Source organism: uncultured Sphingomonas sp., assembly GCF_964244235.1.
Classification (GTDB): Bacteria; Pseudomonadota; Alphaproteobacteria; order Sphingomonadales; family Sphingomonadaceae; genus Sphingomonas.
In genome coordinates this window covers 1-12487 of sequence record NZ_CAXTII010000079.1, presented here as the reverse complement: position 1 = coordinate 12487, position 12487 = coordinate 1, and the positions used below count along the sequence as shown (strand labels likewise).

Genomic DNA, 12487 nt, shown 5'->3' with positions numbered 1-12487 from the left:
TCGCCAGCATCATGCTATGGCTCAAATAATTAAATCGTCACCACAGCCTAGAGCGGACGCCGGCACGTCGCTCCCCGCGTTTAGTTGGGGACCGTCCCCTCGTCGGCGACGCCCGCCTCGAACGACCTGGAAGAATCGCTGCCGTCGATCTGATGCGCGCCCTTATCGGGTTTGGCTTTCTCCGCCGCCTTGGGCGTGCTGCCGCGTAAAGACAGCAGCGCCGCAGTCGCCGCTGCGCCGATCGCGGCGACGCCGCCGGCGACCGCCGCCGCCTTGCCCCAGCTGCCACCCGATTTCTCCGATGCGGTGGATGCGCCCTTGGCACGCTTCGTGGTCGGCGACTTTGCCGATGCGTGCGGTGTCGCGCGCTTCGTGGAGCGGGGCTTCGGCGTCTTTCCGGTCGCAGTCTTTCGCGCCGTATCCGCTACGGATTTGACGGCTTCGATCGTTGCTTCCGGCGCGGCCTTCACCGCGGCGGTCGCCTTCGCGACGACTGTCTTCGCGGTCGATGGCTTGGGTCCGGTCTTGGCCGTCGTCGCGCGTGGCGCACGGCGGGGCGTCGTCTTCGGCTTGGCAGCCGCTGCGTCGGTCTTCGGCGTTTCGGGTGTGTCGGCCATGCTGCTCTCCCTGAAAGTGATTCCGGATGCGTAACGCAACCGTCATAGCTTGGTTCAATTGCCTGCCTGGCGCTAGCGGAATGGAGGCTCGTCGAACGCACGCAGCTTGCGGCTATGCAATTTTGCACCCTCCAACCGCAATTGTTCGCACGCCTCGATCCCGATCCGCATATGCTCGCTGATCGCGCGTTCGTAAAACCGGTTGGCCTGTCCCGGCAGTTTCAGCTCGCCGTGCAGCGGCTTGTCGGACACGCACAGCAATGTCCCGTAAGGTACTCTGAAACGGTATCCCTGCGCTGCGATCGTCGCCGACTCCATATCGATCCCGACCGCGCGCGACAGCGAGAAGCGAAGCGCCGACCGCGAATAGCGCAGTTCCCAGTTACGGTCGTCCGTCGTCACGATGGTGCCGGTACGAAGACGCCGCTTCAGCTCCTCGCCCGATTGCCCCGACACGATCTCCGCCGCCTTCGCCATCGCCACCTGCACCTCGGCGATCGCGGGCACCGGGATTTCGGGGGGCAGCACGTCGTCCAGGACATGGTCGTCGCGCAGATAGGCATGCGCCAGGACATAATCGCCGATCCGCTGCGACGGACGAAGCCCGCCGCAATGCCCGATCATCAGCCACGCCTCGGGCCGGATGACCGCCAGATGATCGGTGATCGTCTTCGCATTCGACGGCCCGACGCCGATATTGACGAGCGTGATCCCCGTCCGATCCGGTGCCATCAAGTGATAGGCGGGCATCTGGTGCCGCCGCCACGCGCTGTCGTTGATCAGCTCGTCCGCGTCGTCCCCCGGCCGGATGACGACATTGCCCGCCCCCGACAGCGCGGTAAAGCGGCTGCCGTCGCCCAGCTGTCCCGCCGCCCAGCGAACGAATTCATCGACATAGCGGTGATAGTTGGTGAACAGGACGAAGCGCTGCGTATGCTCCGCGGGCGTACCCATATAGTGCCGGAGGCGTGCGAGCGAGAAGTCGGTGCGCAGCGCATCGAACAGCGCAAGCGGCCGCGCGGTGTCGGGCGAGCTCCACAATCCGTCCGCGATCTCGTCGCCGATATGCGCCAGTTCGGTCGTGGGGAAATGCCGCGCCAGCTCGCTGGCCGATACCGCATCGAGGCTCAGCGCGTGGCCGGTGTCGAGCACATAGGGAAACGGGATCTCCTGCCGGCCGGGCACCGCCTCGACCGACACGTCGTAATCCTCGATCAGCAGCGTCAGCTGTTCGGTCAGGTAATCGGCGAACATCCCCGGCTTGGTGACGCTGGTCCGATACTCGCCGGGCTGCACAAGCCGTCCGAACGAACGACGCGGGGTCGGGCGATCATCGCCGCCACGGAAGATCAGCCGGATGTCGGGATAGGCGAACGATCCACCGGTGCGCGCTGCCGCTTCGGGAACGGTGCCGTCTCTCAGATAGGCGCTCAGCGCGGCCTGCAGACGGGCGACGGAGGCGAGGTACAGGCGATCGAGTTCGGCGACGATGGTGGCAGCGATGGTCATCGCCCCGGGCTACCGGGCGCGTATGACACTGGCAAGCGCGGCTGGTGCTACGTCCGGACCTGCTTGGCGATGGCGTCGAGCAAGCCGTTGACGAAGCCCGATTCCCGTCGTTCGTAGAACGCGTGGGCGACATCGACATATTCGGTGATCACCGCCGCCGCAGGCACATCCGCCCGTGCCAGAAGTTCGTAAGTGCCGGCGCGCAGTATCGCCTTCATCGGCTTGTCGAGCCGTGGCAGCGTCCAGCCCTTCGCCAGCTTCCCCTCGATCGCGACATCGATCTCGCCGATCCGCGCGACCGCACCCTTCACGATATCATCGAAGAAATCGGCATCGGCCTCGGCATATTCGACGTCCTCGATCGTCGCGCCGATCCGGTGCTGATGGAATTCATGGAGCAGCGCGGTGACCGCAATACCCTCCATCTCATGCTGGTAGAGCGCCTGGACGGCGGCGAGCCGCGCGGCGGCGCGGGCCTTCGATCGGGTGGCGCTGCGGGACATCCGGGCGCGCTTTAGGCGCTGGAGGCGTGCGCGTCACCCCCTCGACGGCAACGTAATGTCAAAACCCCCCATGAAGCCGTACCGCCAGCACGTTCGCCGGCCCGCGATCGCGGTTGTAGCCGGGGTTGGCGATATGCTGCGCGTCGAGCGTCAGATTGATGCCCTTCGGCGCTGCGAGATCATAATAGAGTTCCGCGATCTGCTCTGCCCCGGCATCCGGCAAACGTCCGTCGCCGATCAGCACCCCGATCCCGCCTGCCGCCAGATAGCGCCGATGCGCGGCGGAGATGCCGTTGACGACAAGCGCCAGCCCGACCCGGTCGTTCGCGCGGCCCCAGCCCTTGCCCGACAGCGCGCCGCCGACCTGGGCGGTGCGGTCGATATCGGTGAAGTCGTACGGCTCGATCGATCCGTCCGCATAACCCGCGCGGACGAAGAGCCCGAACGCGCCGGTCAACGCCTGCTCGGCGTTCACATTCGCGCCGATCCGCGTCAGACGGCGGCGGGTGGGGACGGGGTCGACGGGCCCGCCCGTCGCCAGCGCATGGGCGACCGCATCGTCGAACCGGCCGAACTGCCCGCGGTTGCGGAAGAACGTCACCCGCACCGCGCCCGCGCGTCCGGCAAAGATATGGCGATGCTCGACCTCGGCATCGACCTGATACTGGCCGAAGCCCGTTTCCAGCGTCTCGCCATTGGGGATTTTCGACAGGTTGAACCCGCCGAGCCGGAACGTCCACGGACCCGTATAAAGTTCGCCCGACACGCCGTAGCTGTAGCCCCACGCGTCTGCGGCATAGTCGAAGGTGCCAGCATCCACGGCTGACCAGTTGAGGAAATCGCCGCGCGGATCGTGCGCATAGGCATTGGTGTCGAACACGTCGCCGACGCCGAACTTGCCGATCGTCAGGACGATGCGGTTGGCGTCATGGCTGCCGCGGAGCTGGTTCGGGGTTGATTCAACCACCTGCCGCTCGCCGCCCAGCCCGATGGTCTGGCGGAAGAAGAGGCGTTGCAGCCGGAAATAGGGCGACGCCTTGCCGACCTTGTACGCCTCCGCGCTGGGGAAGCCGGCCGCGCCGAGCGTGTTCGACAGGCCGAAACCCTGGTCGATCTCGGGGTTCGCCCATAATTCCGCGCCCGCCCAGGGGTGCACGCCGATAAAGGCGGTTGCGTCGAAGGTTTCCTTCACCTGATGCGGCGTCAGGCTGTTCGTGCCGGCATAAGGCGAAGCAAACCCGACGACACCCTGCGCGACGAAGGTCGCCTGGCCGTGGACCGCGAATGTCTGGTCCTCGGCCACCGGCGCGATATCCTGTGCCATCGCCGAGCCCGCCGCGAGAACGATCCCCGCTGCGACGATCGCCGCCGCGCGGATCACCGGTTCAGCCGCAGCCTGAGCGCGACCGAGCGCGCATGCGCGGGCAGGCCCTCGGCCTCCGCAAGCGCTACCGTCGCCGGGCCGAGTTCGCGTAGCGCGGCTTCGTCGAGCCCGAGGAAACTGGTCCGCTTCATGAAGTCGAGCACCGATAGCCCCGACGCGAACCGCGCGCGGCGGCCGGTGGGGAGGACATGGTTGGGCCCCGCAACATAATCGCCGATTGCTTCGGGCGTGTGACGGCCGAGGAACACGGACCCGGCGTGGCGGACGCGGTCGAACAAGGCCTGCGGATCGTCGACCGCGAGTTGCAGATGTTCGGGCGCGAGACGATCGACGAGCGGCATGGCGTCCTCGAGCGTCGACGTCACGACGATCGCACCATTGGCCTCCCACGCGGTGCGCGCCGTCGTACCGGTGGCGAGCGTGTCCAGCTGCCGATCGACCGCCGCGGCAACCTTGTCGGCAAAGGCATCGTCGTCGGTGAACAGGATCGACTGCGTGGTGACGTCGTGTTCGGCCTGGCTCAGCAGGTCGGCGGCGATCCATTCCGGGTCGTTCTGCCCGTCCGATAAGACGACGATCTCGCTTGGTCCGGCGACCATGTCGATCCCGACGACGCCGTAGACCTGCCGCTTCGCCTCCGCGACCCAGGCATTGCCGGGGCCGGTGACGATATCGACGGGCCCGATCGGGCCCGCGCCATAGGCAAGCGCCGCGATCGCCTGCGCGCCGCCAATCCGCCATACCTCGTCGACGCCCGCCAGGTGCGCCGCGGCGAGGACGAGAGCGCTGACCTGCCCCTCCGGCGTCGGCGTGACCATCGCCAACCGCCCGACCCCTGCGACCCGCGCGGGGATCGCGTTCATCAACAGCGACGACGGATAGGCCGCGCGCCCGCCGGGCACGTAGATCCCCGCCGCATCCACCGCGCGCCACCGCGCACCGAGGCGGACACCGGCGGCATCGACATAGTCGGTGTCCACCGGGCGCTGTTTCTCATGATAGGCGCGGATGCGGGTGGCGGCGAGTTCGAGCGCGGCGCGCAGGTCCGGGTCGAGCGCATCGAACGCTGCGGCGCAGTCCTCCGGCGCGATCCGCCAGCCGGTGGTGGCGAGGTCGTGGCGGTCATGGCGGCGGGTCAGGTCGGCGACTGCGGTCTCACCGTCGCCGCGGACGGCGGCGATGATTGCGGTGACATCGCGCGCGACGTCGGCTGAGGATTCACGGCGATCCTCGACCAGCGCGGCGAAGCGGGCGGCGAAGTCGGCGGCGGTGGTGTGGAGGCGGATCACTTCTTCCTCCCCTCCCGCGAGCGGGAGGGGTTGGGGTTGGGGTTGGGGTTGGGCGCTCGCTCTCTGCTGGCGGTGGACATGCGGATGGGGAGCGCCCACCCCCCGGCCCCCACCCGTAAACGGGAGGGGGAGCAGGAGAAGGCTGTCCTCACGACGCCGCCACCCCAACCGCGCGCCGGAACGCCTCGACCAGCGGGACGACCTCGGGCCGCGTCTTCATCGCCGCGCGGTTCACCACCAGCCGCGACGTCACGTGCATGATCCGTTCGACCTCGACCAGCCCGTTCTCGGCAAGCGTCCGCCCAGACGACACCAGATCGACGATCCGCGGTGCCAGCCCCAGGGTCGGTGCCAATTCCATCGCGCCGTTCAGCTTCACGCATTCCACCTGCACGCCCCGCGCCGCGAAATGCGCGGCGGTGACGTGCGGGTATTTGGTGGCGACGCGGACATGGCTCCATCCGCGTGGGTCGTCGGTAGCGGCCATGTCGATGGGCTCGGCAACCGACAGCCGGCAATGACCGATGCCGAGATCGACCGGCGCATAGAGTTCGGAATAGGCGAATTCGGCAAGCACGTCGGACCCGACGATACCGATCTGCGCCGCGCCGTGCGCGACGAAGGTCGCGACGTCGAACGCGCGCACGCGGATCAGTTCGATGCCGGACACGTCGGTCGCGAAGCGGAGCGCGCGGCTGCCTTCGTCCATAAAGCTGGACTCGGGCCGTACGCCCGCCGCCGCCAGCAACGGAATCGCCTCCGCCAGAATGCGTCCCTTGGGGACCGCGATGATGATGGGGGTGGCCATTTCCCGCGGGGCTTTACGGGGGGGGAGGGGCGGGTGCAACATGGCCCGCCAACAGGAGGGCAGGATGGCAACCGAAGATACCAATCGCGGCGCTTTTCGCATCCAGGAACATTATTGCCGTGCGAACGCCTCGCCGATCTATGCGGAGGTCTGCGCCGCGCTGGCGGACGGACTGACGCGGGAAACCCGTACCGGCGCGCGCGTGCTCGACTGGCCGGGCGAGCCGACGCGCGATGCAGTGCCGCTTCGGCTGATCGGTGCGCTGCATGCGCTCGTTTTGGCGGGGGCGGATGCGGACCTGGCGGAAATGTTTGCCGGTCGGATCGCCGGGCCCGCCCGGATTGCCGCGGTCGTGACCGAAGTCCTGCGCGACCATGACGATGCGCTGTATCCCTGGCTAGACGGGCCGCCACAGACGAACGAGCCCGGTCGGTCGGCCGCGCTGATGACCGGACTGATCGCCACCGCCGCGCGATTCGGGCCGAAGCTGGAGGTGCTGGAGATCGGATCGAGCGCCGGGCTGAACCTGCTGATCGATCGCTTCCGGATCGATCTGGGCGGCACGGTCATCGGGCCGGCGGATGCGCCGGTGTCGATCGTGCCCGACTGGCGCGGGCCGGCACCGCCGTCGGTGCCGGTCGGGATCGTCTCCGTCCGCGGCTGCGACGTTAAGCCGATGGATGCGACCGATCCCGCGGTCGAGGCGCGGCTGGCTGCGTTCATCTGGGCCGAGGCACCCGAGCGGCTGGCCCGCGTACAAGGCGCGATCGCGATGTTGCGCGAACGGCCGGTCGATCTGGTGCAGGCCGATGCGGCGGACTGGATCGAGGCGCGGCTGACGGAATCGCAGGCGGCGGGGGTCACGCGCGTCCTGATCCACTCGGTGGTGTGGCAATATCTGCCCGAGCCCGTCGCCGATCGCATTCGCGCGGCGATGGCAGCGGCGGGGGCACGGGCGACGATGGAACGGCCGCTGGCCTGGGTGTCGATGGAGCCGGACCGGTCGCTCGGCCACCAGGTCGTCCGGATGCGCGGCTGGCCGGGGGACGATGGCTGGCGGGTGCTGGCGACGGCGCATGCGCATGCAGCGTGGATCGACTCTCGCGCGCCCGATGCGGAGGATGCCGGGATCGCGTTGCCGGAAGGGGCGACGGTTAGGGTTTGATTATTCCGCGCGGGGATGCGGAGCGCAAGCCGAGCGTTCATCCCCACCCCGGCGAAGGCCGGGGCCCAGTTGCACCGTCTCTAGTTGGCGCGGGACTCCCACACCCAATATCGTATCGCAACTGGGCTCCGGCCTTCGCCGGGGTGGGGATAGGGGCGGTGCGGCATTCTCTACCCCGCCCACCCCCGGATCGCGTCGATCACCGCACCTGGATTCTCCCACGGCACGAAATGCCCCGCATCGACCTTCACCACCGTCAGGTCCGGTACCAACGCGTCCAACCCCTCGAGCTGGCTCGGCAACAAGGCCTTGTCCTCGACCCCCCAGATCACCAGCACCGGTATCTTCGTCGGCGGAAAGGGCGCGTCGAGAAAGGCGGGGCGGGGCGGGGTCTCGTCCATTGCCGGCACCTGGATGGCGCTGGCGCGGTACCAGTTCAGCATCGCGGTCATCGCGCCGGGCTGACCCCATTGGTCGAGATAGACGGGCTTCTCGTCCGCGATCTTCGCGAAGTCGGTGTGTTTCATGAAGCTGCCGTCGAAGAAAGACGAAAGCCCGATCGTCTCGATATGCGCCTCCAGATCGGTATTGCGGAACGCGCGGATATATTGACTCGCCTCGCGCTGCGCGGGCTCGTCGAAGATGGTGCGCTGGAAAACGAGCGGGTGCGGCGCGTTGACGATCACCAGCCGCGCGATCCGGTCCGGGTGTTGCAGCGCCGCCATCCACGCCACCGCGCCGCCCCAGTCGTGGCCGACCAGCGTGAATCTGGCGATGCCGAGATGGTCCGCCAGCGCGATCAGGTCGGCGACGATCTTGTCGGGGGTGTAGTTCTCTACGCCCTCGGGCTTCGACGAGCGGGCATAGCCGCGCTGGTCCGGGGCGATAACGTAATGGTCGCGGGCGAGGTCGGGGACCACGTGGCGCCACGTTCGATGCGATTCGGGGAAGCCGTGAAGGAGGATGATCGGCGGGGCGGCGGGGTCGCCGGTGATCTGGACGTCGAGTTCGATGCCGGTGGATAAAGCGATGCGTTGCAGGTCGTCGGTCATTCTATCTCCTGCCATTCTCGGGAAGCCGTCCCTATCAGCCGACCCACGTCGCGAACATCATACGATGCCCTTCGGGAGTCGCGATCGGCATCTCGCGCCAGCCCCAGGGCTTGTCCGCGGGCGGGGCGAGGATACAGGCACCGCGAGACGCGAATTCGGTATGCAGCGCATCGACGTCGTCGGTCGCGATAAAGGCGAAATAGCTGTGGTCGCCCAGCGCCGACGCCGGAATGGCATCGGGGCAACGCCCCATCATCAAACGCACATCGTCGCGAATGACCGCTTGCCAATTGTCGCCGTCGTTCCAATCCTTCGTGAAGCCCAGCGTCTCGGTGAAATACATAGTCGACGCCGCAAGGTCGTGAACGGCGAGGACATAGGCATGCGGGCGAAGCGTCGGGTTCGTCACGGATAGCTCACCGTCTTCGGCACCTCCGGAATCGGGATCCACTCATGCGCATCGCCCGGCACCCGTGGGAAATCCCCCGCCATCCAGGCGCGTCTGGCCTCGGCGATCCGGTCGCGGCGGCTGGAGACGAAATTCCACCACACATGCCTGGGCGTCGCGAACGCATCGCCGCCGCACAGCATCGCGCGGCCACCGTTCGCCGATCGCAACGTCGCCGCGATGCCCGGACGCAGCACGTACAGTGTCATCGGCGTCAACGGCGCGCCCTCAAGCGTCGCTTCACCCTTCGCCAGGTACAGCGCACGCTCGTCAGCGGCGGCGTCGATCGGCACGGCGGCCCCTGATTGCAGGACGATGTCGGCATAGATCGCCCCCGCCAGCGCGGTCGTCGGTGCGGTCGCGCCCCATAGCGATCCCATCACGATCCGCGCCTGCGCACCGTTCGCCTCGATGATCGGCAGGCCGGCGGAGGCGACATGTTCGAATGCCGGATCGGTCTCCTCCAGCGCATCGGGTAAGGCGAGCCATGTCTGGATACCCGACAGGACCGGGCCATCGCTCCGCTCGTCGCCCGGCGATCGTTCGGAATGGACGATGCCGTGCCCGGCGGTCATCAGATTCACCGCACCGGGTTCGATCCGCCTGGCGGTGCCGAGCGAGTCGCGGTGGTCGATCGCACCGTCGAACAGGTACGTGACGGTCGAAAGGTTGATGTGCGGATGCGGGCGCACGTCGATGCCCTGGCCGGGCGGCAGATGTGCCGGCCCCATCTGGTCGAAGAACAGGAACGGCCCGACCATCGTCCGCGCCTTGGCGGGGAGCGTGCGGTGAACCTTGAACCCGCCCAGATCGTGCGTGACGGGCAGGATTTCCTGTTCGATGAAGTCACCGAACATGCGCGCGCTCCGTGGCGTTCAGCATCTGGGCCAGATCCTCGGGATAGAATCGCTCGTCATGCGCAGCCAGCTCGTCGCGGGTGAACCAGCGCCACTGCGTCATGACCCGGCGTTCGAGTTCGGTATGCCCCGACGAATCGATATCGACCGCGCCGACGTCGATGCGAAACCAGCGCTCGTCGGCGCTGACGTCGATGCCCTCGATCGTGCGGAATTCGACCTGCCGCTGCGCGATCTCGGGACCGGGATCGGCATCGATCCCGGTTTCCTCGCGCAGCTCACGCCGCGCTGCCGCTTCGTAGCTTTCGCCCGGATCGACCGCGCCGCCCGGCGTGCACCAGAAAGTCGGTCGATCGTCCGGCGTGAAGCGGAACAGCAGGACTCGGCCTATGCCATCGACGAGCAGGATTCGTGCGGCGGGGCGGGGGGCTCTCACGCGCGCGCCCTCACGCCGCGTCGAGTTCGGGATAATGGCGGAACACGCCGTCCTCATTGAACGCGAGCCGCCGATCGCTCTTCGAATAGGCGCGGATCCCCGGCAGGTCGGCGACCTGATCGTGAATCCGCACGACGTTCGGATAGTCCGGCTCAAGCGTCGCCATCCGCTTCGGGAACATGTAGCGAAGCCCCGCGACCAGCTGGAACAACGACGTATCGACATAGGTCCAGCGGTGATCGATCAGCCAGTCGCCGGGATTGGCGATCACCGCATGCTCGAAATATCCGAGAAATTTGGGCATCCGTTCCGCGCGGAACTGCTCGGCGGCGCGCAATGCCTCGGGCCGTTGGTCCGCATAATAGGCCATCGCGGCAACCGGGTGATGGACATTGTGCACCTCCGCGACCATGTCCGCGATCGTCAGCTGCAATTCGTTCAGCCAAAGGCGGTCGGCGATGTTCGACGGAGCGACGTCGTGGCGCTCGCCCAGGTACATCAGTATGTTGGCCACCTGCGCGATCACCAACCTGTCGTTGACCAGATAGGGCGGCGCGAACGGCGTTCGGCCGCTGCGCGCCGCCATGTCGGCGAGCAATGCCTGTCCCTCGTCATCGGCCAGACGCGCACAATCCTCATAGGCGATACCCGCCGCCTCCATCGGCAGCCGGACGAATTCGCCACGGCCGGGAATCGAGGGCCAATACCAAAGCTGGTAGCTCATCGCGCATCCTCCGGCGCGCGCGCCTTGATGGCGAGCGCATGGATTCGCGTAGCTAGCAGATCGGCCAGCGCGTGATTGACCATACGCTGTCTTTCCACGCGGTTGCGCCCCGAAAACGCGGCACTTTCGATCGCGACGGAGAAATGCGTCTCGCCCGTGCCGTCATCGCCCATATGCCCCGCATGCTGGCCACTGTCGTTCGACACGGCGAGATGCGACGGAGCGAGCGTCCTGGTCAGGCGATCAGCGATCGTGTCGACGAGCGGTTCTGTAGAAGTGGCGTTCATCGCGCCTATATAGCGCCTTTTGTCGGAGCGGGGACCCGGTGTCGGGGGAAAACGAAAAGAAGGAAAGACCGAGCCCGCGCTTCCATGGCCGGGTCGAGAATACCGGTCAGCGCTGCGCCCATCCGGGCTGCGACGAACCCGGCGAATTCCGCGCGCCGCCGGCGGAGGGTACGGGTGGCCCGGACGGACCGCGCCCGTATCGCTGGATGTGCCTGGAACATGTCCGCGCGTTCAATTCGCGGTATAATTTCTTCGACGGGATGAGCGTGGACGAAATCCACGACGCGCAGCGGCCGCTGGCGGGATGGGAGCGGGAAACGCGGGCGTTCGCGCATGGCGGCGCGGACCGTCCGCCGCGCTGGACCGATTTCAGCGACCCGCTGGACGCCATCGGCGCGCGCTTCCGCCGCGAGACCGCGCCGGAGCGGTCCGACGGCAAGCCCTTATCGGGACAGGACCGCGCGAGCCTGAAGGTCCTCGGCCTCGCGGCGGATGCGGACCGGATGGCGCTGCGCAGGCGATACAGCGAACTGGTTCGCCGCTATCACCCCGATCGCAACGGCGGCGACCGGGCGCATGAGACGATGCTGCAACAGGTGATCGCGGCGTACCAGCAGCTGCGTCAGGCACCGGCGTTCGCATGACAAGGGTCACTCGATGGGTCGGACTCGCGCTGGATGGTTGAAGCGGGGGCGGTCGTTGCCCTAAGGCGTCAGGCCACAGGCGAGGCGATAATGACCGACATCCCCAACACGATGCCCGACAGTCGGGAAACGACGATTCTCGAAGCGCCTGACCGCGTCGTGAAGATCCGCGATATGTTCGGCATCGATTCGGACATGGAAGTCCCCGCGTTTTCGGAAAGCGACGAGCGCGTTCCCGATCTCGATCCGGCCTATGTATTCGATCCGGACACCACGCTCGCGGTGCTGGCGGGGTTCGCGCACAACCGCCGGGTGATGGTCCAGGGCTATCACGGCACGGGCAAGTCGACGCATATCGAACAGGTCGCGGCGCGGCTGAAATGGCCGTGCATCCGCATCAACCTCGACGCGCATATCAGCCGGATCGATCTGGTCGGCCGCGACGCGATCGTGCTGAAGGACGGGCAGCAGGTCACCGAATTCCGTGAGGGACTGCTGCCCTGGGCGCTGCAGACGCCGACTGCCCTGGTATTCGACGAATATGATGCGGGCCGCCCGGACGTGATGTTCGTGATCCAGCGCGTGCTGGAGACTGAGGGCAAGCTGACGCTGCTCGACCAGAACCGGGTGATCCGCCCGAATCCCTGGTTCCGCCTGTTCGCCACCGCCAATACGGTCGGCCTGGGCGATACCAGCGGGCTGTATCATGGCACGCAGCAGATCAACCAGGGCCAGATGGACCGCTGGAACATCGTCGTCACGCT

Annotated in this window: 15 protein-coding genes; 3 read left to right on the top strand and 12 right to left on the bottom strand. The window is 67.1% G+C overall.

The genetic code is table 11. The features are described 5' to 3' along the window. Positions 1 to 80: 80 nt before the first annotated feature. The 6 genes from ACFE7D_RS12000 to hisG all read right to left on the bottom strand — a co-directional run bounded on the left by ACFE7D_RS12000 (position 81) and on the right by hisG (position 6110). Positions 81 to 617, bottom strand: coding sequence for a hypothetical protein (locus ACFE7D_RS12000; protein WP_375395649.1), 537 nt, complete (start codon positions 615 to 617; stop codon positions 81 to 83). Between the two features lie 72 nt (positions 618 to 689). Then, positions 690 to 2126 carry an AMP nucleosidase gene (locus tag ACFE7D_RS11995; protein ID WP_375395648.1) on the bottom strand — a complete coding sequence of 479 codons (1437 nt, stop codon included), beginning with the start codon at positions 2124 to 2126 and terminating at the stop codon, positions 690 to 692. 47 nt (positions 2127 to 2173) lie between these two features. Next, positions 2174 to 2629, bottom strand: coding sequence for a transcription antitermination factor NusB (gene nusB, locus ACFE7D_RS11990; RefSeq protein ID WP_375395647.1), 456 nt, complete (start codon positions 2627 to 2629; stop codon positions 2174 to 2176). 58 nt (positions 2630 to 2687) lie between these two features. Further along, positions 2688 to 3953: a carbohydrate porin gene (locus ACFE7D_RS11985; protein ID WP_375395650.1), complete on the bottom strand. Its 1266-nt coding sequence runs from the start codon at positions 3951 to 3953 to the stop codon at positions 2688 to 2690. 53 nt (positions 3954 to 4006) lie between these two features. Next, on the bottom strand, positions 4007 to 5302 hold the full coding sequence (hisD, locus tag ACFE7D_RS11980; RefSeq protein WP_375395646.1) for a histidinol dehydrogenase: 1296 nt from the start codon (positions 5300 to 5302) through the stop codon (positions 4007 to 4009). A gap of 148 nt (positions 5303 to 5450) precedes the next feature. After that, positions 5451 to 6110: an ATP phosphoribosyltransferase gene (gene hisG / locus ACFE7D_RS11975; protein WP_375395645.1), complete on the bottom strand. Its 660-nt coding sequence runs from the start codon at positions 6108 to 6110 to the stop codon at positions 5451 to 5453. Positions 6111 to 6174: 64 nt separating this feature from the next. Here hisG and ACFE7D_RS11970 point away from each other — a divergent pair, with 64 nt between their 5' ends. After that, entirely contained in the window at positions 6175 to 7275 is a 1101-nt protein-coding gene (locus ACFE7D_RS11970) for a DUF2332 domain-containing protein (protein ID WP_375395644.1), read from the top strand. A 170-nt stretch (positions 7276 to 7445) separates the two neighbouring features. Here ACFE7D_RS11970 and ACFE7D_RS11965 read toward each other — a convergent pair whose 3' ends face one another. Genes ACFE7D_RS11965 through ACFE7D_RS11940 form a run of 6 tightly spaced genes read right to left on the bottom strand, consistent with a single transcriptional unit; the run spans position 7446 to position 11079 of the window. Continuing rightward, complete coding sequence (locus ACFE7D_RS11965) at positions 7446 to 8327, bottom strand: alpha/beta fold hydrolase (RefSeq protein WP_375395643.1); 882 nt, start codon at positions 8325 to 8327, stop codon at positions 7446 to 7448. Positions 8328 to 8361: 34 nt separating this feature from the next. After that, on the bottom strand, positions 8362 to 8736 hold the full coding sequence (locus tag ACFE7D_RS11960) for a VOC family protein (protein WP_375395642.1): 375 nt from the start codon (positions 8734 to 8736) through the stop codon (positions 8362 to 8364). Next, complete coding sequence (locus tag ACFE7D_RS11955; RefSeq protein ID WP_375395641.1) at positions 8733 to 9632, bottom strand: pirin family protein; 900 nt, start codon at positions 9630 to 9632, stop codon at positions 8733 to 8735. The genes ACFE7D_RS11960 and ACFE7D_RS11955 overlap by 4 nt, the downstream gene beginning before the upstream one ends. Beyond that, the gene (locus tag ACFE7D_RS11950) at positions 9622 to 10125 is read right to left on the bottom strand and encodes an NUDIX hydrolase (protein ID WP_375395640.1); all 504 of its coding nucleotides are present in this window, start codon (positions 10123 to 10125) and stop codon (positions 9622 to 9624) included. Before ACFE7D_RS11950 ends, ACFE7D_RS11955 begins: the two co-directional genes overlap by 11 nt. Further along, positions 10079 to 10792, bottom strand: coding sequence for a glutathione S-transferase (locus ACFE7D_RS11945; protein WP_375395639.1), 714 nt, complete (start codon positions 10790 to 10792; stop codon positions 10079 to 10081). Before ACFE7D_RS11945 ends, ACFE7D_RS11950 begins: the two co-directional genes overlap by 47 nt. Next, entirely contained in the window at positions 10789 to 11079 is a 291-nt protein-coding gene (locus ACFE7D_RS11940; protein WP_375395638.1) for a BolA family protein, read from the bottom strand. Before ACFE7D_RS11940 ends, ACFE7D_RS11945 begins: the two co-directional genes overlap by 4 nt. 38 nt (positions 11080 to 11117) lie before the next feature. On the opposite strand from ACFE7D_RS11940, the gene ACFE7D_RS11935 reads away from it, so the two are divergent. After that, positions 11118 to 11723, top strand: coding sequence for a J domain-containing protein (locus ACFE7D_RS11935; protein WP_375395637.1), 606 nt, complete (start codon positions 11118 to 11120; stop codon positions 11721 to 11723). A 90-nt stretch (positions 11724 to 11813) separates the two neighbouring features. Continuing rightward, on the top strand, positions 11814 to 12487 hold a 674-nt coding region (locus ACFE7D_RS11930; RefSeq protein ID WP_375395636.1), incomplete at its 3' end, for an AAA family ATPase.

Bases quoted from the DNA above. Each gene is read 5' to 3' on its own strand.
- ACFE7D_RS11985 (WP_375395650.1), bottom strand. From the start codon at position 3,953: ATGGCACAGGATATCGCGCCGGTGGCCGAGGACCAGACATTCGCGGTC.
- ACFE7D_RS11945 (WP_375395639.1), bottom strand. From the start codon at position 10,792: ATGAGCTACCAGCTTTGGTATTGGCCCTCGATTCCCGGCCGTGGCGAA.
- ACFE7D_RS11965 (WP_375395643.1), bottom strand. From the start codon at position 8,327: ATGACCGACGACCTGCAACGCATCGCTTTATCCACCGGCATCGAACTC.
- ACFE7D_RS11955 (WP_375395641.1), bottom strand. From the start codon at position 9,632: ATGTTCGGTGACTTCATCGAACAGGAAATCCTGCCCGTCACGCACGAT.
- ACFE7D_RS12000 (WP_375395649.1), bottom strand. From the start codon at position 617: ATGGCCGACACACCCGAAACGCCGAAGACCGACGCAGCGGCTGCCAAG.
- ACFE7D_RS11950 (WP_375395640.1), bottom strand. From the start codon at position 10,125: ATGAGGACGGCGTGTTCCGCCATTATCCCGAACTCGACGCGGCGTGAG.
- nusB (WP_375395647.1), bottom strand. From the start codon at position 2,629: ATGTCCCGCAGCGCCACCCGATCGAAGGCCCGCGCCGCCGCGCGGCTC.
- ACFE7D_RS11995 (WP_375395648.1), bottom strand. From the start codon at position 2,126: ATGACCATCGCTGCCACCATCGTCGCCGAACTCGATCGCCTGTACCTC.
- ACFE7D_RS11940 (WP_375395638.1), bottom strand. From the start codon at position 11,079: ATGAACGCCACTTCTACAGAACCGCTCGTCGACACGATCGCTGATCGC.
- ACFE7D_RS11970 (WP_375395644.1), top strand. From the start codon at position 6,175: ATGGCAACCGAAGATACCAATCGCGGCGCTTTTCGCATCCAGGAACAT.
- hisG (WP_375395645.1), bottom strand. From the start codon at position 6,110: ATGGCCACCCCCATCATCATCGCGGTCCCCAAGGGACGCATTCTGGCG.